The 24,285-nt window shown below is 51.9% G+C and carries 23 protein-coding genes; 18 read left to right on the top strand and 5 right to left on the bottom strand.

Features of this window, described 5'->3' with window-relative positions; all coding sequences use genetic code 11:
• The first annotated feature begins 36 nt into the window (after positions 1-36).
• The 4 genes from V5G20_RS23495 to V5G20_RS23480 all read left to right on the top strand — a co-directional run bounded on the left by V5G20_RS23495 (position 37) and on the right by V5G20_RS23480 (position 5,487).
• Entirely contained in the window at positions 37-1,491 is a 1,455-nt protein-coding gene (locus V5G20_RS23495) for a nicotinate phosphoribosyltransferase (protein ID WP_003389268.1), read from the top strand.
• A 302-nt stretch (positions 1,492-1,793) separates the two neighbouring features.
• Entirely contained in the window at positions 1,794-3,050 is a 1,257-nt protein-coding gene (gene codB / locus V5G20_RS23490) for a cytosine permease (protein WP_031932101.1), read from the top strand.
• A 49-nt stretch (positions 3,051-3,099) separates the two neighbouring features.
• Entirely contained in the window at positions 3,100-4,365 is a 1,266-nt protein-coding gene (locus V5G20_RS23485; RefSeq protein ID WP_338462434.1) for a cytosine deaminase, read from the top strand.
• Positions 4,366-4,593: 228 nt separating this feature from the next.
• Positions 4,594-5,487 carry an AraC family transcriptional regulator gene (locus V5G20_RS23480; RefSeq protein ID WP_003389265.1) on the top strand — a complete coding sequence of 298 codons (894 nt, stop codon included), beginning with the start codon at positions 4,594-4,596 and terminating at the stop codon, positions 5,485-5,487.
• Between the two features lie 5 nt (positions 5,488-5,492).
• On the opposite strand, the gene V5G20_RS23475 is transcribed toward V5G20_RS23480, so the two are convergent.
• The 3 genes from V5G20_RS23475 to V5G20_RS23465 all read right to left on the bottom strand — a co-directional run bounded on the left by V5G20_RS23475 (position 5,493) and on the right by V5G20_RS23465 (position 7,329).
• A complete protein-coding gene (locus V5G20_RS23475; RefSeq protein WP_003389264.1) occupies positions 5,493-6,725 on the bottom strand; it encodes an MFS transporter in 1,233 nt (410 codons plus the stop codon).
• Between the two features lie 183 nt (positions 6,726-6,908).
• Positions 6,909-7,121 (bottom strand): hypothetical protein, encoded by a 213-nt coding sequence (locus V5G20_RS23470; RefSeq protein ID WP_003389263.1) that lies wholly within the window; start codon positions 7,119-7,121, stop codon positions 6,909-6,911.
• Positions 7,122-7,206: 85 nt separating this feature from the next.
• Positions 7,207-7,329: a hypothetical protein gene (locus tag V5G20_RS23465; RefSeq protein WP_255320373.1), complete on the bottom strand. Its 123-nt coding sequence runs from the start codon at positions 7,327-7,329 to the stop codon at positions 7,207-7,209.
• Between the two features lie 651 nt (positions 7,330-7,980).
• On the opposite strand from V5G20_RS23465, the gene V5G20_RS23460 reads away from it, so the two are divergent.
• From V5G20_RS23460 to V5G20_RS23400, 13 genes are all read left to right on the top strand, one after another.
• A complete protein-coding gene (locus V5G20_RS23460) occupies positions 7,981-9,504 on the top strand; it encodes an MDR family MFS transporter (RefSeq protein WP_338462430.1) in 1,524 nt (507 codons plus the stop codon).
• A 255-nt stretch (positions 9,505-9,759) separates the two neighbouring features.
• Positions 9,760-10,677, top strand: coding sequence for a homoserine O-acetyltransferase MetA (gene metA / locus V5G20_RS23455; RefSeq protein WP_003389257.1), 918 nt, complete (start codon positions 9,760-9,762; stop codon positions 10,675-10,677).
• 354 nt (positions 10,678-11,031) lie between these two features.
• Positions 11,032-12,213, top strand: a complete 1,182-nt coding sequence (locus V5G20_RS23450) for an ROK family transcriptional regulator (RefSeq protein ID WP_031932108.1) — start codon at positions 11,032-11,034, stop codon at positions 12,211-12,213.
• Between the two features lie 198 nt (positions 12,214-12,411).
• Positions 12,412-14,070, top strand: coding sequence for a peptide ABC transporter substrate-binding protein (locus tag V5G20_RS23445; RefSeq protein ID WP_003389255.1), 1,659 nt, complete (start codon positions 12,412-12,414; stop codon positions 14,068-14,070).
• Between the two features lie 71 nt (positions 14,071-14,141).
• The gene (locus tag V5G20_RS23440; RefSeq protein WP_338462426.1) at positions 14,142-15,077 is read left to right on the top strand and encodes an ABC transporter permease; all 936 of its coding nucleotides are present in this window, start codon (positions 14,142-14,144) and stop codon (positions 15,075-15,077) included.
• 4 nt (positions 15,078-15,081) lie between these two features.
• On the top strand, positions 15,082-16,011 hold the full coding sequence (locus tag V5G20_RS23435) for an ABC transporter permease (RefSeq protein WP_003389253.1): 930 nt from the start codon (positions 15,082-15,084) through the stop codon (positions 16,009-16,011).
• 24 nt (positions 16,012-16,035) lie between these two features.
• Entirely contained in the window at positions 16,036-17,055 is a 1,020-nt protein-coding gene (locus V5G20_RS23430) for an ABC transporter ATP-binding protein (protein WP_003389251.1), read from the top strand.
• Between the two features lie 36 nt (positions 17,056-17,091).
• Positions 17,092-18,534 (top strand): dipeptidase PepV, encoded by a 1,443-nt coding sequence (gene pepV, locus V5G20_RS23425; protein WP_024985381.1) that lies wholly within the window; start codon positions 17,092-17,094, stop codon positions 18,532-18,534.
• 323 nt (positions 18,535-18,857) lie between these two features.
• Positions 18,858-19,196: a DsrE family protein gene (locus V5G20_RS23420; protein WP_003389248.1), complete on the top strand. Its 339-nt coding sequence runs from the start codon at positions 18,858-18,860 to the stop codon at positions 19,194-19,196.
• Between the two features lie 14 nt (positions 19,197-19,210).
• The gene (locus tag V5G20_RS23415; protein ID WP_024985382.1) at positions 19,211-20,095 is read left to right on the top strand and encodes a LysR family transcriptional regulator; all 885 of its coding nucleotides are present in this window, start codon (positions 19,211-19,213) and stop codon (positions 20,093-20,095) included.
• Between the two features lie 99 nt (positions 20,096-20,194).
• Complete coding sequence (locus V5G20_RS23410; protein ID WP_338462421.1) at positions 20,195-20,587, top strand: CidA/LrgA family protein; 393 nt, start codon at positions 20,195-20,197, stop codon at positions 20,585-20,587.
• Positions 20,565-21,260, top strand: coding sequence for an LrgB family protein (locus tag V5G20_RS23405; RefSeq protein ID WP_251237644.1), 696 nt, complete (start codon positions 20,565-20,567; stop codon positions 21,258-21,260). Before V5G20_RS23410 ends, V5G20_RS23405 begins: the two co-directional genes overlap by 23 nt.
• A 234-nt stretch (positions 21,261-21,494) precedes the next feature.
• Complete coding sequence (locus tag V5G20_RS23400) at positions 21,495-22,415, top strand: helix-turn-helix transcriptional regulator (RefSeq protein WP_338462418.1); 921 nt, start codon at positions 21,495-21,497, stop codon at positions 22,413-22,415.
• Positions 22,416-22,591: 176 nt separating this feature from the next.
• Here the strand turns inward: V5G20_RS23400 and V5G20_RS23395 are convergent, their stop codons facing one another.
• Positions 22,592-23,521 (bottom strand): IS3 family transposase, encoded by a 930-nt coding sequence (locus tag V5G20_RS23395; protein WP_283858068.1) that lies wholly within the window; start codon positions 23,519-23,521, stop codon positions 22,592-22,594.
• Positions 23,512-23,844: a transposase gene (locus tag V5G20_RS23390; RefSeq protein WP_025848869.1), complete on the bottom strand. Its 333-nt coding sequence runs from the start codon at positions 23,842-23,844 to the stop codon at positions 23,512-23,514. The genes V5G20_RS23395 and V5G20_RS23390 overlap by 10 nt, the downstream gene beginning before the upstream one ends.
• Positions 23,845-23,893: 49 nt before the next feature.
• Between V5G20_RS23390 and V5G20_RS23385 the strand changes: the two genes are divergently transcribed.
• Positions 23,894-24,202 (top strand): hypothetical protein, encoded by a 309-nt coding sequence (locus V5G20_RS23385; protein WP_338462416.1) that lies wholly within the window; start codon positions 23,894-23,896, stop codon positions 24,200-24,202.
• The last annotated feature ends 83 nt before the right edge of the window (positions 24,203-24,285 follow it).

The raw sequence follows: 24,285 nt of genomic DNA, 5'->3' as shown, positions 1-24,285 counted from the left end.
CCGCACAGGCGCTGCAACAACAGGAGGCGAAGCAGCTTGCTTTCACCAGGATTGGCTTTACATACAGACAAGTATCAAATAAACATGATGTATGCGCATTGGATCAATGGCACCCACAATCGCAAAGCGGTTTTCGAGGCGTTTTTTCGGAAGCTTCCGTTTGGAAACGGTTACGCCGTATTTGCGGGCTTGGAGCGGATCGTCAAATACGTGGAGGATCTTCGCTTTGAAGAAAGCGATCTGGATTATTTGCGCGAGCAGGAGGAAAATTACGATCCCGGCTTTCTCGAGGAGCTCCGCAATTTTCGCTTCACGGGGACGCTCCATTCTGTCAAGGAAGGTTCGCTGGTGTTTCCAAACGAGCCGTTGGTTCGCGTGGAAAGCAGAATTTTTGAAGCGCAGCTCATGGAGACAGCGCTGCTTAATTTTATGAACTACCAAACGCTCATTGCCACAAAGGCGTCGCGGATCCGTCAGGTAGCCAAAGACGATTTGCTGATGGAATTCGGCATCCGGCGCGCCCAGGAAGCGGACGCTGCGCTCTGGGGAACGAGGGCTGTCTATCTCGCCGGGTTTGACTCTACGTCAAACATGCTGGCAGGAAAGCTGTTTGGTATCCCGACGGCAGGGACGCATGCCCATTCCTGGGTCCAGTCGCACGAAAACGAGGAGGAGGCGTTCCGCCGTTATGCAGCCGCTCTGCCTGACCAAGTGACATTGCTGGTGGACACGTACGATACGCTGGGGAGCGGGGTGCCGCATGCGATCAATATCGGCCTGGAGATGCAGCGGCAGGGCAAACGGCTGCGGGCTGTTCGTCTCGACAGCGGCGATATTGCCTTTCTTTCAATCAAAACGCGGGAGATGCTCGATCAGGCAGGGCTTTCCGACGTGAAAATCGTCGCGTCCAATGATCTGGACGAGCATACGATCTTGAGCCTGAAGGTGCAGGGGGCGAGGGTCGACTCCTGGGGAGTGGGGACGCAGCTGATTACGGCAGCAGATCAGCCTACCTTGGGCGGTGTGTACAAGCTGGTCGCCCGAGAAGGTGACGACGGCGAGTACATCCCGACGATCAAAATATCGGCCAACCCGGAGAAAGTGACGACTCCGGGAGCGAAAGACATTTACCGGCTGATCGACAGAAGCACCGGAAAAGCGATCGCGGACTATCTCTGTTATCCGTCAGAGACGGACATCCAGGAGCAGGCGCCGATCAAGCTGTTTCACCCGAGCCACACGTACTTGAGCAAGCTGGTGGAAAACTACGTGGCCGAGCCGCTGCTCGTCCCTGTCTTTGTGGAAGGCAAGCGTGTGTATCAATTGCCTGATCTGGCAGAAATCCGCCGTCATCACAAGGAGCAGCTGCAGATGTTCTGGCCGGAGTACTTGCGGATGATGAATCCCGAGCATTACCGGATTCATCTGAGCGACCAGGTCTGGCTGACCAGAGCGAGCCTGATGCAGCGCTATATCGACAAAGGAAAATAAGTTCTTGTCATAGCGATGAAAGGGTCCGCATACACTTGTGAAAAAACTAGCGGGGTCTCGTCGGCAGGTTTTCATTGACAGATGGACAAGAATCGCAGATAATTCCAATGAACTAGATACGGTACCTTTAAATCAGTCCCGTGAGGCTGACAAGGTAAGTCGGAAATCCGCTGATGGCAGGCTGGGAATCTTTGTGTCCCTTTCTGTCGTTGTGGTGAAAGAGGCCTCTTGTCAGGAAATACGGCAGGAGGCCTCTTTTTGGTTGGGTGCCGGTCTACAAAATAACAACAGGGGTGGTACAGATGAGCACTTCATCCGTCGATAAGGAATATTCACTCGAAGCGGTTCCGAAATCGCAGCGCAGCAGTTTTTGGCACATTCTCGTCGTGATGCTCGGCTTTACGTTTTTCTCGGCCAGCATGTGGTCGGGCGGTCAGCTCGGGACGGGGCTTACCTTTACCCAGTTCGTACTGGCCGTACTTGCAGGAAATCTGATTCTTGGCATCTACACCGGGGCATTGGCGTATATGGCCGCTGATACGGGCCTGTCCACGCATCTTTTGGCCCGCTTTGCCTTCGGGGAAAAGGGCTCGTACCTCGCTTCGTTCATGCTGGCGGCGACGCAGATCGGCTGGTTCGGCGTAGGGGTAGCGATGTTTGCTTTGCCAGTCAACAAGGTGACGGGAATCGATACGCTTTTGCTGATCGTGGTGTTCGGTATTGTGATGACGGCTACTGTCTATTTCGGCATCAAGGCATTGGCCATACTGAGCTTTATCGCGTGTCCGTCCATTGCCGTACTGGGCATGATTTCGGTTACTGATGCAGCGAACTCTGTGGGGGGACTGCAGGGACTTTTGCAATATCAACCGGCGCAAGCGATTTCCATGGCGACAGCCCTGACGATCTGCGTCGGGTCTTTCATCAGCGGCGGAACGCTGACGCCGGACTTTACCCGCTTTGCCAACTCCAAGCGAAACAGCGTGATCGCGACTGTGATCGCCTTTTTCATCGGCAACTCGCTGATGTTCTTCTTCGGGGCGATCGGGGCCATCGCGACGGGACAGTCCGATGTTTCTGAAGTGATGTTCTTGCAGGGAATGATTCTGCCGGCCATTATCATTCTCGGTTTGAATATCTGGACGACCAACGACAATGCGCTCTACGCTTCAGGCCTTGGCCTGTCCAACATTACCAAAGTGAAAATCAAAAAAGTGGTCATTTTCAACGGCGTGGTCGGGACCGCCTTGGCTTGGTGGCTCTACAACAACTTCGTCGATTTCCTGACCTTCCTCGGCTCCACGCTGCCGCCGATCGGAGCCATTATTCTGGCGGATTACTTCTTCGTCAACCGGGAGAAGTACAAGCATTTTGAGACAGCAACATTTGCCAGCGTCAATGTAGTCGCAATCATTGCCTGGGTAGCGGGCGTCCTGCTCGCGACATTCGTGCCGGGGATTCCGCCGCTCAATGCAATCATCGGCTCGGCGCTGATCTATGTCGTCGTCATGCGAGCCATGGGAGCGCACCGTTCAGCGAATCTGACGGAAAACAGGTAAAATAAAGCAGACACAGAAGCAAGCGACAAAAATGAAGAGGTGAAAGATTGTGCTTATTACCAACGCAAAGCTTCGCGGACGCGAAGGGCTGTGGCAAATCGCCATCCGTGACGGCAAGATCGTCAAAATCGCCACGGAGATCACAGGTTTCGAAGGAAAAGTGGTGGATGCGGGTGGGGCGCTTGTTCTGCCGCCGTTCATCGAGCCGCACATCCATCTGGATACGACTTTGACAGCAGGAGAGCCTAGCTGGAATGTGAGCGGAACGCTGTTTGAAGGCATCCAACGCTGGTCGGAGCGCAAGCAGACGCTGACCAAGGAAGATGTCAAAGAGCGGGCCAAAACAGCGGTCAAATGGCAGGTGGCACAGGGGATTCAGCATGTTCGCACGCATGTGGACGTCACAGACCCCAGCCTGACCGCGCTGCACGCCATGCTGGAGGTTAAGGAGGAGATGGCTCCGTACGTCAATCTCCAGCTCGTCGCTTTCCCGCAGGAAGGCATTCTTTCCTACGCCAACGGAGCGGAGCTGCTGGAAGAGTCGCTTCGTCTCGGCGCTGACGTTGTCGGAGGAATCCCGCATTACGAATTTACCCGCGAATACGGCGTCGAATCCATGCGGCTCGCTTTTGGCCTGGCTGAGAAATACGACCGTCTCGTAGACATTCACTGCGACGAAATCGACGATGAGCAGTCCCGCTTCGTCGAGGTGGTAGCCGCCGAGGCACTCCGTCTGGGGATCGGGGAAAAGGTGACGGCTTCGCATACGACGGCCATGCATTCGTACAATGATGCCTATGCGTCGAAGCTGTTCCGTCTGCTCAAGCTGTCCGGCATCAACTTCGTGGCCAACCCGCTGGTCAACATCCACCTGCAGGGGCGGTTTGACAGCTATCCAAAACGCCGCGGCATCACGCGCGTGAAAGAGATGGTGCAGGAGGGCATCAACGTCTGCTTCGGCCATGACGACATTTTCGATCCGTGGTATCCGCTCGGTACCGGGAATATGCTGCAGGTGCTGTTCATGGGCATTCACGCCTGCCAGCTGATGGGCTACGAGCAAATCGCCGACTCGATTGATCTGATTACCGTCAACAGCGCGAAGACGCTGCATATCGAAGCGGAGTACGGCATCGAGGAAGGAAAGCCGGGCAATCTGATCATTCTCAACGCACAGGACGAATACGATGCGATTCGCCGCCAGGCTACCGTCCGTTACTCGATTCGGCACGGGAAGATCATCGCCGAGACGGAGCCGAGCCAGCCTGTTCTCCGGTTTGGAGATACGAGTGAAATCGTGACGTTTAAAAAATAGGAAAAGCAGTTTGCTTTTGCGCCAGAGAAACATGTTCTACGACAGATAAGCAGCCTGATGCGATCAAGCCGCTTATCTGTTATTTTTATTTTAGTTCGCTTTGAAAGCCGGCCTGGACGCGGACGTCTGCCGATGCTGTTGATACTCTAGACAATGAACGGATTGCCCGGTATCTGAATAGGGTCCATCGTATGTCTACAAGGGGGTGCTTGTATCCACCAATTACTCTTGCTTCAAAAAGCAATCGATTATATCGAAGATCATATTAAAGATGAAATCGATCCGGAAAAGCTGGCGGCGATGGCTGGATATTCGCCCTACCATTTTTATCGGATTTTTCACAAGCATACCGGTTTCACGATCATGGACTACGTTGTCAAAAGAAAGCTGCAATACGCGATGTATGAATTGGCGAACGGCGAAAAGATCATTCAAATCGCGATGGATTATGGCTTCGAGACCCATTCCGGCTTTACGAAGGCATTCAAGAAATGCTTTGGCAGCCCTCCAAGCTTATACAAGCTGCATTGTCCGCTATCGCTGCCGCAAAAATTAAATCTCTTAAGCCTCCATGAAAAAAATACAGGCGGAATCATTATGCAGCCGAAGATCGCGAAGCGGAGCGCGTTTTATGTAGCGGGTAAAGCGTTCGAAGGCGCTTTTGAAAATGTCCGTTATACGAGGGACGCCCCGGCATTTTGGCAGCAACGAGGGTTAACCGATGGCTCGATAGAACGGTTTCTCTATCAATTATTATCCCCTGAAAAGCATGGCGAGTACTGCATCAATATAAGCAACGAGCAGGACAAGGACCGATTTACGTATTTATTTGCCGTACACTACGATAACGATCGCCCTCTTCCAAAGGAACTGACGGCCTTTCTCATCCCGGAAACCACGTACGCAATCTTTCGGACGCCGCTCGTGGAACCCGCACAGTTCGTCCCCTCCATTAAAGGAACGTGGCAATACATCCTTGAAGATTGGCTGCCGCAATCGTCTTACGAAATAGATGAAGCCGGCTTTGATTTCGAATACTACGATGAACACTGCCATTACTGGGATTACGAAAAAATCTATATGGAAATCCATATTCCCATTATCGAAAAAGAAAGAGGGTGATCGATTCACCCTTTCCGTTTTTTCAAGAGCTTATGGTAGAAAACTAGGACAGGGGTCAACAGAATGGCGCTTGCCACAATGGCCGTCCTGATGGTAAAGCTCGAAGCGATATAGCCGATTACGGGTCCGCCGCTGATTTGCCCGATGGCGTCGACTTGCCCTTTGACGGAAAAGAAGGTCGCACGCGTGGACGAGTCGGGAATGATTTTATTTAACCAGATGTCCTCCAAAGGATGCATCACAGATCGCGTCACCTGGATGATGACGTAGAATGCGATTAAAACAGCGCCAAGCGAAGAGAACGCAAAACCGAGCAATGAGGCGATAATCACGCTGCTCCCGATAAACAGCGATACATAAATCAGGCGCAGATGCTGATGGATCGGGCTTCGACTTACAAAGTGCAGGATCACGTAGGAAATGAGCACGATGATGAGCTGAATGCTGCCAACTACCGCCACGAAACTACCATCCATTACGTCCGATAAATGGGATACGTTCAAAAACTGGGATATCCACAGCCGGTCGAATCCTTCACTATAAAATCCGACAAACAAGGCAATGAGAAATAGGATGCGGATGATCGCGCTTGTTTTCGTAAAATGAATGATCGTATTCATATTCCCCTTGATGCTCTGCCAACTCGATATTCGTTCCTCGCGATCCGCAGGTTTGAAATTTTCTTCTCTCATGGCAAAACTCAAAAATACAGCAAGCCCAATCATACAACTCCCGCCGATAACGATCGGCAGATTAACCATAAAAAAACCTGTGGCCATACTTAAAGGGATCGCGATGATTTCCCCAAGCCTGTTCGCTTTAGCCCCTTTCATAAAGGCAAGTGAAGCGCGATCCTCCCCTATTTCATCGGCAATCCAGGCTTGTTGCGAGCCGCTTGTACATGTATAGCCGAGCCCCCAAAGGACTTGGCTCAACAGCACGGGTATAAAATGCGGAAAGAGCCCCTCTACCAGAAAGCCAATGCCGATCAACGCATAGCCAATGATGATAGAAAGCTTCCGGCTTTTTAAATCTGAAACAACTCCCGTTGGAATCTCAAAAAGAAAAACGGATAGTTCCAATACCGTTCCAACGAGAACGAGCTGAAACGGATCGAGCTTCACGACTTGTACTTGATAGAGCAGATTCACCGTAAATACAAAGGTGAAAAATAGCTGTGACAGGAAACACGTATAGATGTATACGTGAAATGGATCTCTTGTTTGCAATGGCTTCATTTCTTTCCCTCCCGGCTTGATTATAGAGGGGGAGGAAAATGATTTCTGTTCCAAATTTGCGATCATGGGAGACATTGCCGGGACCGGCTTGGGATGTTTGACAATCTGGTTTTGATTGCGGAGGAATGGCGTGTGAGGGACGCAAACAGGAGGACGAATACGCTCTACATGGCAGGCACAGCATTAATATCTTTTGCCGTTATGTGAAAAAAGCGTCCTGACTTTGGCATAAATGCGCACGGGCAAGCTCGGAAATACAAAAGCCAGCTCTCCCGGCACGAGAGAAGGAATCTCTTCAGGCGTTTCAATGATATGTTCGATACCAAGCTTTTTCAGTGCGTCCGAATACTGCTTAGCGTCCGCCCAGCTAACGACGAAATAAAGTGATTTTTCCACGGAACAGACTCCTTTTTGCTCTGATGATAGGCTCGTCGTGACAATGAATGAATCCTCCCCCAAAAACAAGGGGAGGATTTGCATGTTAGCCCAAGTAATATTTGGCGGCCAGCAAACCTGCCACCACGAACCCGATGAAGATGACAAATATTTTCAAATCTTTTACGGTTCTCCGAATCATTTCGGCATCTTGTTTTGTATGTTTCATGTTCCGCTTTTCCCCTCTCTGGAATGTAATGCGTTCCAAAAGGGGAGCTGCCCACGAAGATCGACCCGTATCGGATCGGCATTAGCAAGGTCCATTTTAGCAGCGTCTGGATCACAAACAGGAATGTCACGAGCGGGGCGGCGTACGTTTGCTGCAAATTCCGCAACTGGTCCATGAACAGGGAGCCTTGCAGCTTTTGCTTCAAAAACTTGACCGTAAAATGAGGCCGGTAGCTGACAATCTGGACGGCTTCGCTTTTTACGGACGTGTACTTGGCCGTTGCATCGGAAGCAAATGTATCGGCTGGCGAGGGGGTCGCCGGGAACATGCACAAGCAAGCGATGATTATCGCGAGAATCCATTTATATATCAACCATTTTGAGCGGGGGGCCATTTTGTCTCCCTTCTAGCAAAAGATCATTACCCTCTATCATACGCAAAAAAAAGGGTGATTTCCAGATTGGAGCCACGCTGGCCTCATTTGGCAGGACTCTTTCCCGCATGCTTTCGGTGGAGCGTATTTTCAGAGCTTTCGGGCATGCATACCGCCGTCAGCAACATAGCAATCGGTAAGAAATCTGTGCAGGCATTTCAGGCTAGAATAAGGTTCTAAAAACGAAGCGGGAGGGCGGCAACGGTTCAAGAGAGTCCATGAAACAGGGCGCATTTGCCAAGGAGAGGAGAGCGATTGTGGAAAAACGCGAAGTGCAGCATACAGGAGGGACTTTCGGGAGCAGAGGCAATTTTGTCGTGGTCATGGTCATGATTCTGGGCGTGTTCGTAGCTATCTTGAACGAGACCCTGCTCAACGTTGCCTTGTCCAAAATCATGGCCGACATCGGCATTTCACCAAGCAAAGCGCAATGGCTGACGACCGGGTACTTGCTCGTGATCGGAGTCCTCATACCGATTACCGCCTATTTGCTCCAGCGGTTCACGACAAGGAGCCTGTTCATGTCGGCGATGGGCTTGTTCACAGTGGGAACATTCATCGCGGCGATCTCGCCAGGGTTCGCCTTGCTGGTAACCGGCAGGGTGCTGCAGGCTGCCGGGACTGGACTGTTGTTTCCTTTGCTGACCAATGTAGTATTTGCCATCGTCTCTATTGAAAAAAGAGGCTCAGCGATGGGGACCATCGGGATTGTAATCACCTTTGCCCCTGCGATCGGACCTACGCTGTCCGGCATCATCGTCGAGCATTTCAGTTGGAGGGTGCTTTTTTACGGTGTGCTGCCTATCGCTTTGTTTGTAATTGGCTTTGCCTATGCCAAGCTCAAGAATGTGACAGAGACGACGAATCCCAAAATTGACGTCATCTCTCTTCTTCTCTCGACCTTCGGATTCGGAGGGATTGTGTACGGTTTTAGCAGCGCTGGCGAAAGTCACGGGGGATGGACAGGCAATGGCGTCCTCATTCCGATTGTCACCGGGGCCGTTTCTTTGGGGCTGTTCGTATGGAGACAGCTCGTCATTCCGCAGCCGCTGCTGGATCTGAGGGCGTTTGGATACAAGGTATTCCGCATCTCGACGCTGATCATGATGATCGTCATGATGGCGATGTTCTCGGCGATGATGCTGCTGCCGATTTTTCTGCAAAACGCGCTGGGATACAGTCCGCTGGAAGCGGGTCTGGTCATGCTGCCCGGCGGAGTGGTGATGGGGATCATGTCTCCGATCACCGGACGGTTGTTTGATAAATTCGGCGCGAGGTGGCTGGCGGTCATCGGCTTGGCGCTGATCGGAAATACGCTCTGGCAATTTGCCATCATTACGCTGTCTACCTCTTACGGGATGATCATGCTGTTGAACACGCTGCTCATGCTGGGCATCTCCATGCTGATGATGCCCGTGATGACCAATGCCCTAAATGAACTGCCGCCGCCGCTATACCCCCACGGCACAGCGATTATCGGCACGCTCCAGCAGGTATCGGGTGCGGTCGGGACAGCGCTTCTCGTGACGGTCATGACGAATGGCTCCAAGCGGTTTCTGGAAAGTCCGTCAGGCGCGCAAAATGATGCTACGGGAAAAATCCTGGCTATGCTTGCCGGGATGAAAAGCGCGTTCCTGCTGGCATTCGCGCTGATTGCCGTCGCTTGGGCCTGCTCGCTGTTTCTCAGACGGGCAGCCGCACCGGAAAAAGAGCCAGGCGGGAAGCGAGTATCTGTGCACTGACGGCTGCGGATGTCTGAGTCTGATGAAAAGCGGACGGCGGAGAAATGAAAGCGATAGAGACGTACGCGGAAAAAATGCAAGCCAAAGCGAATGCCTGCCTAAGGCAGTACCCCCTGTAGTCCGTTTTCCTGCTATAGTAGAGACAGAACATTTTGAATGCAGGGAAAAGTGAAGCAGGAATCTTAAGTAGTCATGGCGAATTAGTCGGATTATTGTCTGACGACAGCGTTGTGACGGACTGAAAGGGGGAGAAACATGCCAATCAAATTGCCTGATGAGTTGCCGGCGACAGAGATATTGGAGAATGAAAACATCTTTGTGATGAAGGAGAGCAGGGCGTTTACCCAAGACATTCGCCCGCTGCGCATCGTCATTCTCAACCTGATGCCAGTGAAACAGACTACGGAGACCCAACTGCTCCGCCTTTTGGGGAATACCCCGCTGCAAGTGGAGGTCGTTTTGCTGCACCCGTCCAGCCATACCTCCAAGAACACGCCGGAAGAGCATCTGGCCACCTTCTACAAGACCTTTGAGGAAATCAGGCACGAGAAGTTTGACGGAATGGTTATTACCGGAGCGCCCGTGGAGCAGATGGATTTTTGCGAGGTGAACTACTGGGAGGAGCTGCAGCAAATTCTCGACTGGAAGATGGCCAACGTGACGTCGACACTGCATATTTGCTGGGGCGCACAGGCAGGGCTGTACCATCATTTCGGCGTTCCGAAGCATCCGCTTCCCGAGAAGCTGTTCGGCGTTTTTCCGCACACCTTGAACAAGCAGAATGTGAAGCTGTTCCGCGGGTTTGACAACGTATTCTACATTCCGCACTCCCGTCACACGGAGAATCGGCGGGAGGACATCGAGAAAGTGCCGGAGCTGGAGATATTGTCCGAATCGGAGGAGGCGGGTGTGTACATCGTTGCGACGAAAGACGGCAGGCAAATTTTCGTCACCGGACATTCCGAGTACGATCCGTGCACGCTGCGGGAAGAGTATGAACGTGATGTGAGCAAAGGCCTCGAGATTGCCATTCCCAGAAACTATTTCCCGGGGGATGACCCGAGCCTACCGCCAGTGGTCAGGTGGCGCGCTCATTCCAACCTGCTGTTTTCCAATTGGCTCAACTACTATGTGTATCAGGAAACGCCCTACGATTGGAATTCGATCAAATAAGGCTTGCCAACCATCCGCATTTGCCGGGTGGTTTTTTCTGCGGTCAAGAGAGGAAAAGACGCGGTCGGTCGGCTCAAAATCAAGTATGGGGAGGGATGGCGTGAGAGGCATTTTCAAAAAAATAAAAAGCGTCGCACCATTTGGAAATAACAGTTGACTTCATACAGGATGCCAGATAAACTCATTATTAACACCAATGGAGAAATTAAAAAAGCTATCCGACCGAAATAAAGCAAAAATCGTCTGCTCCTCGTGTTTGATCGGAGTATTATCCATCTTTAATCACACAATTTATAACACTGTTGGATAAATAAACCTTGAAACGCGAATATGTGGAAGAGGAGCATGTCCGTGATGAAAAAAATCGTAAAGCAGGACCAGGACGTCATCAAGCAGCACAACAAGCAGATGATCCTGGACATCATTAAAAAGCAGCGTCCGATTTCCCGGGCCGAACTGGCCAAGATCACCAAAATGAGCGCCACCTCCGTCGGCCGCTTTGTGAGCGAGCTGTGCGAGGAGGGCTTGGTGCAGGAGACGGATTTGACATCCTCGGGTGTCGGACGCAAGGCGGTCCAGCTGGACATCATAGCGGACGCCGTTTATACCGTGGGAGTCGAAATCGAAAAAAAGCGCATCAAATTCGGGATGATGGATTTCAGCGAAACGGTGGTAGAGCATCACCGCGTCGCTCACACGGCATTGGAGTCCTCGCCTGAGGAAACGGCAGCATTGATTGGCCGAGAGATTTCCGGCCTGATCAAGAAATGCAAGATTTCACCCGAGAAAGTCGTAGGCATCGGAATCGGTGTCCCTGGCGTGATCGATTACGAAAAAGGGATTGTCCAGTTTTCCAGTACGCTCGGTTGGAAAAACGTGCCGTTTGCAGCTCTGGTGGAACAAATCCTCGGGATCAAGACGGTGATCGACAACGACCTGAAAGTGAAAATCCTTTCTGAATACTTGTACGGTTCGGCCAAGGGGTCGACGAAGACGACCTTGATCGGGATCGGTACCGGTATCGGTTCGGCACTGATTATCGACGGGGAGATCTTCCGAGGAGGATCGAACAGTGCCGGGGAGCTTGGGCATACGACCCTGGACCCCAACGGCAATTTGTGTGAATGCGGCAAGCGCGGCTGCCTGCAGACCTATGTAGACGAAAACGCCCTCATCACCGAAGCGCGGCGCGTCAAGGAGATCACTGACATCGGTCAAGTGTTCGAAGCGGCGCGTGCCGACGAGCGCTGGGCCAGGGAGATCGTCTCTCGCACAGCCCTGTACATCGGGATTACGATCAACAATATCGTCTGCATGTACAACCCGGATACGGTGATTCTTAGCGGAGACTTGATCGAGAACTACACCGAAATCGTGGATTTGGTTCACGAGCACTGCGAGCAAGTGATCTGGGAGCCGTTCAAGGGAACCTTCCGCATCATCGCTTCGGAGCTGAAGGCAGAAGCCATCGTGATCGGCGCGGGCGCTCTGGCGCTGCAGCACTTCGCCCCGCTGGCCGGAGCCGATTTTGCCTAGGGCAGTCGGTTCCCTAAGGCAGTTGGCTACATGAGGCAGTCGGCCTGTTTCTCTCCTGCTGATCGTCTGGCTTTCTCCGCTTGAGAAAAGAGCCGTGCGATGCTGTTACTCGTGTATGAGACAGCGCTTCGTCATGAAAGTGAAAGCGCCGTCTTTATGCAAATATACTTCTGACACCAAAAATAGGGGGACAGATCAATGAAGAAGAAGTGGTCCACATCCTTGCTATGTCTACTGATGCTGGTCAGCCTCGTCGCCACGGGATGCAACTTCAGCGGCGATAAGGGATCGAGCAGTGCTCCCGGAGGAACAGCACCTGCGGCAGACGGTCAGCAAGCGAAAAAAGAAAGCGTTATCAACCTTTCCTTTGAAAACGAGATTAAAGACCTGAACCAGTTCTCTACCTCGGACAACATTTCGTTCTCCGTGCTGAACAACGTCAGTGAAGGTCTGTACCGCCTCGATGAGAAGCACGAGCCGCAGCCTGCATTGGCAAAAGGCGTGGAAGTCTCTCCAGACGGCTTGACCTATACATTTACCCTGCGTGACGGGATCAAGTGGAGCAACGGCGATCCGATCACCGCAGCCGACTTCAAATTCGCCTGGCTCGGAGCGATGAACCCGCAAACCTCCAAAGGCGGCTATGCTTTCATCCTGTCCGACTACATAAAGGGCGGCGCTGAATACGCATCCGGAAAAGGCAGCGCGGATGCTGTCGCAATCGATGCGAAAGACGACAAGACACTGGTGGTTACGCTGAACCAGCCGACACCGTACTTCCTGCGTCTGACTACCTTCATCCTGTACTTCCCGCTCAACGAGAAGTTTGTAACAGAGAAGGGCGCGGATTACGCACTGAAACCGGAAAACATGCTGTATGCAGGTCCGTACAAGCTGACCTCGTTTGACCCGGCTTCCGGAGCGACGCTCGTGAAAAACGAAAACTACTGGGACAATGCCAATGTAAAAGTGGAAAAAATCAACCTGAAGGTCATCAAGGAGCAAAGCACAGCGCTTAACGCTTACAAGGCAGGCGAGCTCGACCGCGTAATGCTCTCTTCTGCAGACGTTGACACCTTCAAAAACGACCCTGAGTATACGACAGACATCGAGTTCCGTACCAACTACATCCAGTTCAACACCAAAGGGGAAGGCACGTCTAACCTGAACATCCGCAAGGCTCTGCAGCTTGCCTATGATGCGACCATTTTGGAGCAAGTGATCTTAAACAACGGCTCCAAAGCGGCAACCGGCATGATTCCGGTCCAGATGAGCGGTGTCGACCACAAATCGTTCCGCGACCTGCAGGGCGATCTGATCAAGGCCGATGCGGCGAAAGCGAAAGAGTACTGGGAGCAAGGCGTGAAGGAATTGGGCAAAGCGCCGCAATTGAAGCTTCTGGTACCGGATGATTCCCTTTCCAAGGACCTGGGTACCTTCCTGCAAAGCGAATACAAGAAAAACCTCGGGATTGACGTAACGGTTGAAACGAAAACCGTAAAAGCACGCAACCAGCAAATGGACGAAGGCAACTACCAGTTCGGCGTGACCGGATGGGGAGCGGACTACGACGATGCGATGACGTACCTCGACCTGTGGGCGAACCATACGCCTTACCGCGGCAACTACGAAAATCCGAAGTACGATGAGCTGATCGCATCCGCGAAAAAAGAAGTCGATGAAACAAAACGGATCAACATGCTGCTGGAAGCAGAAAAAATCCTCCTGGCCGAAGACGCGGTAGTTTCTCCGCTGTTCTACAGAGGAAACTCCTTCCTGCAAAAGCCGCACGTGAAAAACCTGATTTTCCATCCGTACGGTTCCCCGGTGGAATACAAGTACGCAACTGTGGAATAACAGCTTGACTTGCGGGAAGAAGAGAAGCCCCTTCTCTTCTTCCTTATCTTTCTGCTACAGGAGGTGTACGCATGAAACGATATATCGGCATGCGGCTGGTGTATCTCTTCATCACCCTGTTTGTCATCACGACGGCTACATTTTTTCTGATGAAACAGCTTCCCGGTACGCCGTTTGACGAGGAAAAACTGAACAGACTGCCCGTAGAGGAGCGGCAGCTCTTGTACGCCAGCTACGGTTTGGATCAGCCGGTGTACGTTCAATATGTGCGCTACCTGGCGAACGTCGTTCAAGGCGATTTTGGTACTTCTTTTACCTATAAAAACATGCCCGTCAAAGACATTATCGCAAACCGGATCGGGCCATCCGCCCTGATCGGTCTGCAGGCGGTCGTACTCGGTTTGTCGATCGGCCTGATCTTGGGAATTATCGCAGCCTACCGGCATAATTCCGCCTGGGATTACTTCACGATGTTTATCGCCGTGCTGGGGGTCTCGGTCCCCAACTTCGTTCTGGCAGCACTCTTGCAATACTACGTCGGTCTCAAGTGGGGGCTGTTGCCTGTCGCTTTCTGGGACAGCTACGAAAACTCGATCCTGCCGTCCGTCGCACTCTCCGTGGGCGTAGTCGCGATCATTGCCAGATTTGCCCGCAATGAAATGCTGGAGGTACTGCAGCAGGACTACATTACGACGGCAAAGGCGAAGGGATTGACCAATATGGCAGTAGTCATGCGGCACGCCGTTCGCAACTCGCTGATTCCTGTCGTCACCATTTTAGGTCCGATCGTCGTCAATCTGTTGACCGGATCACTAGTTATCGAAAACATTTTTGGGGTACCCGGCATCGGAAGCCTGTTTGTGGATTCAATCAAAATGAACGACTATTCCACGATCATGGGTATCACCATTTTCTATAGCGCGTTTTACGTGTTCATCATGCTGATCGTCGATATGTTGTACAGCGTGATCGATCCGCGAATCCGTCTGGCTTCGGGAGGGGAGTGAGAACATGCAGCAGCAAGAAAAAGCGAGTCTGGACCATTTATTTCGACCCGCCAGCGTCAGCGCGAAAGAACCGGAAAAAATTTCACGGCCCCCTCTCACAGCCTTTCAGGACAGCTTTCGGAGGCTGCGGAAAAACCGGGCGGCCATCGTCAGTCTGATCATCCTGATCCTTTTGGGGGTGCTGGCCATCATCGGGCCGTGGATGACGTCCTATACGTATTACGATACCGACTACAGTGCAGTGTACAAGGCGCCGAACGCCGATCACTGGCTGGGGACGGACAAGTTCGGCCGCGATCAATGGGCCCGCATCTGGGAAGGCACCCGCATTTCGCTGTTGATCGCTGTGCTGGCAGCGGTGCTTGATCTGGTGATCGGTGTCGCGTACGGAGCCATCTCCGCCCTGATCGGCGGCAGAGTGGACAATGTCATGCAGCGGATCGTCGAGATCATCATCGGGATTCCGAGCCTGATCATCATCATTTTGCTGATGATGGTGATGGAGCCGGGGATCATGACGATCATGCTGGCGATGGTCATTACCGGATGGGTAAACATGGCCCGTCTGGTGCGTGCGCAAATCCTCAAGCTGAAGGAGCAGGAATATGTGCTCGCGGCTCGCTCCCTGGGAGCATCCAATACGCAAATTATTTTGAAGCATTTGATTCCCAACACGATCGGGATTATCGTGATCAATACGATGTTTACGATTCCGTCGGCGATCTTTACCGAGGCGTTTTTGAGCTTTATCGGCCTTGGCCTGCAAGAGCCGATGGCTTCACTGGGCGTGCTGATTCACGACGGATATCAGGCGATCAATACGCAGTACCATTTGCTCCTGTATCCGGCTATCGTGATCATCGCCATCATGGTTACCTTTAACATCCTGGGCGACGGTTTGCGGGACGCGCTTGACCCGAGAATGCGCAAATAGCATCATGACGAGGAGCGAAGCGACATGAACAAACTACTGGAAGTCAGGGATTTGGAAGTGTCCTTCTCGACGTATGTCGGGGAAGTGAAGGCGGTGCGCGGCGTCAGCCTGGAGCTTGACAAGGGAGAGACGCTCGCCATCGTGGGCGAATCCGGCTCAGGCAAGTCCGTCACCTCCAAAAGCCTGATGCGTCTTTTGCCCAGCCCGATGGCACGGATCAAGAACGGAGAAATCCTGTTCGAGGGCAGGGATGTGGCCAAGCTGTCGGAAAAGGAGATGCAGGACATTCGCGGCGCGGAAATCTCGATGATTTTCCAGGACCCGATGACCTCGCTCAATCCGACGATGACCGTCGGGAAGCAGATCGACGAAGTCATTTTGAAGCACCAAAAGGTAAGCAAGGCAGAGGCGGCAAAAAGGTCGGTCGAGCTGCTGGCGCTGGTCGGCATCCCGCAGCCGGAGACGCGGTACAAGCAGTATCCCCACCAGATGTCCGGGGGCATGCGGCAGCGTGTGGTGATCGCCATGGCGCTGGCCTGCAACCCGAAAATTCTGATCGCGGACGAGCCGACGACCGCACTCGACGTTACCATCCAGGCGCAAATTCTCGACCTGATGAGAGATTTGCAGGAAAAGACGGGGACGGCCATCATCCTGATTACCCATGATCTGGGGGTCGTCGCCAACATGGCCTCGCGCGTGGCGGTGATGTACGCGGGAAAAATCGTCGAGGTCGGCACGGTGGACGAAATCTTTTACCAGCCAAAGCACCCGTATACGATGGGACTCTTGGCCTCCATGCCCAAGCTGCACATGCAAGAGGAGCAGTTGATGGCGATTCCGGGTACGCCGCCGGACCTCTTGGACCCGCCGAAGGGCTGCGGATTCGCCTCGCGCTGTCCGTACGCGCTGGAGATCTGCCTGTCGTATCAGCCGGAGCACATGCGCTGCTCGGATACGCATCAGGCGGCTTGCTGGCTTTTGGATGAGCGGGCGCCGAAAATGGATGACACGGTCGGCTGGAGAGAACGAAGCTTGACCTGACAGATAAAGGGAACGAGACGGAAAAGGGTGAAGAGCATGGACTGGATGGATGAGGTACAACGGCGAAAAGAGGAGCTGCTGGAGGATTTGGGCGGCCTTTTGCGCATCCCGAGCACGTACGACCTGTCGACGGCAGGACCGGATCAGCCGATGGGGGCCGAGGTGGCGCGGGCGCTGAGCTATATGCTCGAGCTGTCCAGCCGGGAGGGCTTTCGCGTAAAAAATGAGGCGGGCTACTACGGCTACGCCGAGTACGGCCCGGGAGCGCCAGATGACGACTATATCGCCGTCCTCTGCCATCTGGATGTCGTACCGGCGACCGGAGAATGGACAAGCCCGCCGTATGAGCCGTCCATCCGCGACGGAAAGCTGTATGCGCGCGGCGCTATCGACGACAAGGGACCGACGCTGGCTGCTTTTTACGCGTTGAAAATCGTCAAGGAGTCCGGGCTTGCCCTCAAGCGGAACATCCGCCTCATTTTCGGGACCAATGAAGAAAATCAGTGCCGCTGCATCGAGCACTACAAGGTGATGGAGAAGAAGCCGCTGACCGGCTTTGCGCCCGATGCGGACTTCCCGATCGTCCATGCGGAGAAAGGGCAGATCAACACGAGAGTGGTTTTGCGGCAAATAGGGGCAAGCGCCTCGGCAAATGAAAACGACCGATCCGGGCTTTTCCTGGCATCGTTTTTTGCAGGCGGCGTTCCCAATATGGTGCCGGAAGCGGCCCGGGCCAGGGTAGCAGGTCCAGAGGAGAGGCTGGAGGCGCTGGCAGAGGAGTTTCGCTCCTATCTGGCTGCTTGCGGCCGCCCCGGACAGGTGCTGCTGGAAGACGGAGAAGCGAGCTTTCATTTGGAGGGCAAATCAGCCCACGGGATGGAGCCCGACCAAGGGATCAACGCGGGCCTTCTGCTGATTCATTTTCTCAAGGACTATTCGTTCCAGGAGGATGCGCAGCGCTTTTTGGCCTGCACGGATGCCTATCTGTTCGAGGATTGGCGGGGCCGGGCGCTGGGAATCGCCAGCGAGGACGAGATTACCGGTCCGCTGACAATCAACTCGGGGATCATCCAGTACGAGCCGGAGGGCGAGTCTTTCTTCCATATCAACCTCCGCTTCCCCGTCTGCGACGATGACAGCCGCATCCTGCCGCAGATCGAAAAGAGCGTCGGCAAGTACGGCTTCATCGTTGAGCCGCCGATCATCAAAAAGCCGCACCACGTAGACCGCTTGCATCCGGTCATCCAGGTGCTGCAGCGCGTCTATCGTGACGCCACGGGCGAAGAGCCCAAGCTGCTCTCCACCGGGGGAGGCACATATGCCGCCCACATTCCGAACGGCGTCGCTTTCGGACCGCTGTTCCCGGGCAAAGTGTCGCTTGCCCACCAGCCGGATGAGTTTATCGGGCTGGACGATCTCTTCAAGTCCGCCGCGATGTATGCGCGGGCAATGTATGAGTTGGCTAACGAGGATTTGTAAGTTGAGAGGGAATAGGTAAGGTAGTGAATATTGAAACCTTACTACCATATTGAAACGATAACTACCAAATTGAAATTTTTATTGTTATAGTCAACTTGCTGCAACTTTTTTAAGAATTGCATGTGATCCGACTATCTATCCGTAAAATGAGAGACTGTTCCGCGAGTAGAAATTTTCTATTTCGGAGCGGTCTTTTTTACAAGCATGTTAAATTTGTCATGTTCGTTTTCATCAACTGGTCAAAACCAGCCAAAGCATTTCTGATCCACCGCTCATGTATGGTAAGCTGGTAACAACGATACCTGCAAAAGGAGGAACAAACCATGCATAACAAGGTCATCCTGCTCGCTTCCGACCAATTCGGAAAAGGAGAGCCCGAGCTCGGAGAAATCGTGATGGAGACCTTTCTCGTACACGTCAAACAGGCAGAGCAAAAACCGGCCGCCATCTTCTGCATGAACCGCGGCGTCTTCAACCTGACAGAGCAATCGCTCGCCCATCTTCATTTAAAGGAGCTGGAGGAGCAGGGAGTCCCCGTGTACGGATGCAAGACCTGCGTGGAGCATTACGGGGTGGCGGACAAGCTGAAAGCGGGACAGATCGCGGGCATGAACCTCTTTGTCGAGCTGTCCGGCAAGCATGAAGTGTTCACCATCTCCTGATCGGAGCTATTGTCATGGACATCAAGCAGCTTCAGTACTTCGCCGAGGTGGCGAAGCAGAAAAGCTTTACCCGGGCGGCAGAGGTGCTCCATGTCTCGCAGCCGTCCATCAGCAAAATGCTCAAGAGCCTGGAGACGGAACTGGATGTTATCCTGCTCGACCGGACCGAGCGGAAAATCGAATTGACCGATGCCGGACAGCTCGTCTTTGAGTACGCCCAGCGAGTCCTGCAGATCATGGGCGACTTGACGGCTTCCATCGAAGAGCTGCGCCAGGTGGAGCGGGGATTCGTCAAGCTTGGCTTGCTGCCGACGGTAGGTGCGTTTCTGCTGCCGGCGGCTATTGCCGGCTTCAAAAAGCGCTACCCGCATATCGAGCTTGAAATGAGGGAGTACAGCGCGAGGCCATTGGAAGTACAGGTCGAGCAAGGCCATATCGACATCGGCTTGACCGTGCTGCCCGTGGACGAGGGACGCTTCGAGGCAATCCCGCTGCGGTCCGAGGAGATGGTCGCCATCGTGCACCAGGAGCACTGGCTGTACGGGAGAGAGAGCGTCGATCTGAAGGAGCTTGAAGACGAGTCATTCGTCTTGTTTACAGAGGAGTACGCGATGCATGACGTGGTCCGGCAAGCGTGCTTGCGGGCCGGCTTTGAGCCGAAGGTCGCCTACATGAGCTCGCTGTGGGATTTTGTCGGGGAGATGGTCGCCGCGCAGATGGGCATATCCCTCGTACCGCGGTCTGTGGCCGAGCGCCTGAACAAAGGCCGCCTTCACGTCGTCGCCCTTTCCTGGCCGCCCATCGATTGGACGTATGCGCTGATCTGCCGCAAAGATCGTTATTTGTCCCACGCCGCCCGGGCGTTTATCGGATTTGTCCGCGAGCACGCCTATGTATAACTTTTTTGCATAGATTTGATGATGTTTATATATTGTACGAATAGCAAGAGGGCCCCTTACAATGGTGCTATCAGTTAGCTGGCACCGGGGGTGGTCTCGATGAAAAAATGGCTGACGGCATTGCCGCAGATATTGATTTTGTTTGTGTTTGCCTGGCTGGGAAAAGTGGCAGCAGCGTTTTTCCAACTGCATATACCTGGCAGCCTGATCGGCCTTGGCCTGCTGTTCGCGGCTCTGCAATCGGGCCTGGTCCGCCTGAAATGGGTGGAAGCGGGAGCGGCTTTGCTGCTGTCCGAAATGATTCTGTTCTTTATCCCCTCGATTGCGGGCATTGTCCAATACCCGTGGATGCTGGGTGTAAAAGGGCTTCTCGTTTTGGCCGTGGTCGTCAGCGGAACGGCCTTGGTGATGATCTCCACAGGAGTTCTGGCCCAGCGGCTGTTCCGATGGAGCGGGGTGAGCGAGCAGCGTGATTCTGTGGAAAACCTGTAGCGTTGCTGTTACCCTCGCCTTGTATTGGGGAGCCAAGCGCATCAGCGCCAAAAAGGCGGGTCTGCTCTTTTCTCCGGCCATCCTGGCACCGCTGGGAATCGTCTTGCTCGTTTTGCTGTTCGATCTCCCCTTTGCAAGATACAAAGAAGCGACGTCGTTCTTTGCAGACATGCTCGACGTGGTGACGGTCGCCTTCGCGATCCCGCTCTATCGGAACTGGCCGATACTTGCGGCAAATTGGCGGATGATCGTCGGCAGCCTGGCGCTCGGCTCTCTGTCGGCTGTATTGGCCGGGGTGGTGAGCACCTTCTTCCTCGGATTGGGGAGTGAAGCCGCCGTCAGCGTCATTCCTCGCTCGATTACCATGCCGGTAGCGGTCAATCTATCGAAGGCGTTGGGCGGAGAGCCTGAGCTGACTGCAGCATTTGTCATGCTGACCAGCTTTGCCGGTGTCTTTCTGGGACCGAAAATCATCAAGCGCATGCGTCTCCGGCATCCGCTCGCCGTCGGGCTGATGTACGGGATGGGCGCCCATGCGCTCGGCATGGCAAAAGCGTTCGAGCGCGGTGATGTTGAGGGAAGCAGCGCCACGCTGGCGGTCATCGCCGGGGCGATGATCACGGTTGTTTGGGCGTACGTGTTTTTCCCTGTCGTGCAGTCGTGGTTGTTGTGAGGGATGGAAAAAGATAAGAGTAGTTAAGGATAGAGAGGCAAGGGGAAAGTTCTTGCTGCTCTATCTTTTTATTTTTTAGGATTGGAATGATAGTTTTCATTTCTATACTTTTGCTTTACTGAACTTGGGTAATAAAAGAAACCTTCAATTTACAAAACAAATGCACAAATGTTAATATTTGGGTGAAAACTGACTGTTAGAGAAATGGGAACAGTTTATTGGAAGGTGGCAGTCGTGAAGGAAAGTGTACATACACTTGAATTTGCAACCATCGGAGATGTCCTAAAAAAATATAGAAAACAGTCTAACTTAAGTATTTCACAACTAGCTAGATTGACGGGTGTTCACAAAGGAGTCATTGCAAAGATTGAAAACGGAAGTACCAGGCGTCCGGGATTAAAAATAACAATGCCCTTAGCTAAGGTATTGAATATTCCGACTGATAAGATTGTTGAACTCTATATTGAAATCGATAAACGTCCTGAGGTGTTATTTGGACTGCTTAATGAGGCAATTCGGTTGTTCAATGTTCCACTGGCCGCAAGAGTTGCTCAGCGGATTCTTGAGACACCTTATGAGGAAAGCTATTCCTTAATGGAACGACTGTACAACTTTGTTTCCTCTTTATCAGATCTAAGATTTCAGCTGCCGCTATACCACGTAATTATAAAGTATGCCAGAGAACGTGGAATGCAGCGGTTTCTGGCAAAAGGACTATTGAACAAATACCTGATAGAAAGAGATGATTTCAATCGATTAGAAGAGACCTATTACACCGGAGAAGAAATCTTGCACTATGTTGATTTTTTGAGTAATGAGGAAAAGGTAACCATTTATTACAAAATGGCTTTTCATGCTCATGCTATGAAAAAGTATGAAAAATGTATTGAGTTCGGAAAGATGGGACACGCCGCAGATCTTACACACAATGAGCTAAAAGAGCGAGTAGCCTTGGCAATCTGCAATTCATATATGTTCCTGGGAGATTATAGGGCTTTAGAACAACACCTTGATTTATTTGAAAAGCTAGATTACCGATTTATCATTGAACGGATTAAATTTTTTCGCGGGACTGTTTATTCAAGAACAGGCAAATATGAGGAAGCTATTCCCTTGTTAAGGGAATGTCTGGTTGAGACCGGTTTAACCCCTTAAAATTTGAGTCTTTCTCCCTTATTCTCGCATTTTCATATGCTTCTTCCCTCCTTCAACCACCTAGGAGTCTAGGAAGGAAAACGCCTAGCGTCAAGGAGATCACTTGACCCCAGACGTTTTCCTTCCTGCTTGTCAGCTAGGTTGAAGTAGGGATCATTCTGCAATCCTTTGCCATACTACACTTTCACAACAAATGGTGTAATGAGTTGCAAGGCAAAGGCTTTACCAAATTCTACAGGTGATAAATCGTACAAGCTTCCATGAATCCGTCGCTGATTATAAAAGAGCAGATAGTTTGTCACGATTTCATAGGCTTCTTGATAGCTCTGAAATTCATTCCGCTGCAAACATTCTTTCTCCAAAACACTGTGAAATGACTCAATGTGAGCGTTTTTATTGGGTGTCTTTGGAGGAATTCGCTCATGCACCGTTTGGAAATGCTGACAGGCTTCTTCAAAGGCATGGCTAATAAACTGTGGACCGTTATCCGTACGGATAACAGGGCGATCATCACAATTGAATTGCTGCCGTTTCCACAAAGCACGTTGGAGAATCTGAGCAGCATGTTTTCCTTCGCAGGTCAGTCCGAAATGGTAGTCCACGATCGCTCGATCATAGACATCAATGAGACTCATCAGGAAAAAGAAACGCTGTTCTCCTACGATAAATCCGTATTTTACGTCTATCTCCCACAATTGATTCGGAGCGGTAATCTCTCGGTTGTTTGCCAACTTTCGAGGATGTTTCCTTTTCTTTTGTCGTTGTGGTTGCAGGAGTTCTTCTTCTTTCAGCAAGCGGTAAACCTTTTTCTTGTTGATGACCAGTTGGTGGTCTCGCCGTAGGCAGACGGTAAGCTTTCGATATCCATAAGCAGATTCTTCATCGGCAATCAACTCGGATAGCCATTCTTTGATTTGTTCGTCACTGACAGGTTGTCCGTCTTTTGACAACGAATAACCGGGTATAGGTCTTCCTCCGTGATAAACGCGAGGTTTTTGGGAGGCTTTGTTTTTTCGGTAATAGTAGGTTGCTTCCAGGATGCCGACAATACGTAGCACTAGTTTGGCTGTGTACCCCAGCTGTATCCACTTGTCGGCTATTTCCATTTTGTCCGATAAGCTGGGTTCACCTTTTTTACAAGATCACGAAGGATCGCGATTTCCAAGTCCTTTTCTCCCAGTAATTTCTTCAGTTTATCATTCTCCGTTTCCAGTTCCCGAAACTCTCCTGGACTTGGTGTATAGCTTGTTACAGCTTTAGCTTCGGAAGACGTATTCTGCCAATCTGCGTGTTTGGAGTCACGTATCCATCGATACAGCATTTTAGGGTCTATCCCATGCCGTCTGGCTACTTGGCTAGCGTTTCCTACTTCGTGGGCTTCCTGGATCAATTGTTGTTTGAACTCGATTGAATAGCGTCTCCGTTGCATAAAAATATCCCCCTGTTCTTCTGATATCAGCTTAACAAGATAAGGGGGTATGACTCAAATCCAATTTTGGGGCTTAAAAGAGACCACAGAAGTTAACCGGATATTTAGACTCACCGAGTTATTTGATGCACTGTGCAAAGTGAGTGACCTTAATTCGATTAAAAGTTTTCTTGAGGAAGAGGAGAAAAAAATTCAGATTTTCGATAACGACCCCTATCAATATTCTGAGTTAGGGAGATTTTACAAGCTAAAAGGTAATTATTTCATGACGAATGGACTTATTGATGAAGGGATGGAAGCCTATATGCAAAGCATCTATTACTTTGAGAAGATCGGTGCCCTGAAATTAATAATGTAAGCATAGTGTTTCCCTATAAAAAATGGATACCCCTCTCGATTAGGAGATGGGGTATTTTTTTATCAATTAGACGAATTTTGTTG

The organism is Brevibacillus borstelensis, from assembly GCF_036700025.1.
In the GTDB taxonomy this organism is placed as follows: domain Bacteria; phylum Bacillota; class Bacilli; order Brevibacillales; family Brevibacillaceae; genus Brevibacillus; species Brevibacillus borstelensis.
The sequence above is the reverse complement of the archived record's forward strand: the minus strand, read 5'-3'. Positions and strand labels throughout refer to the sequence as shown.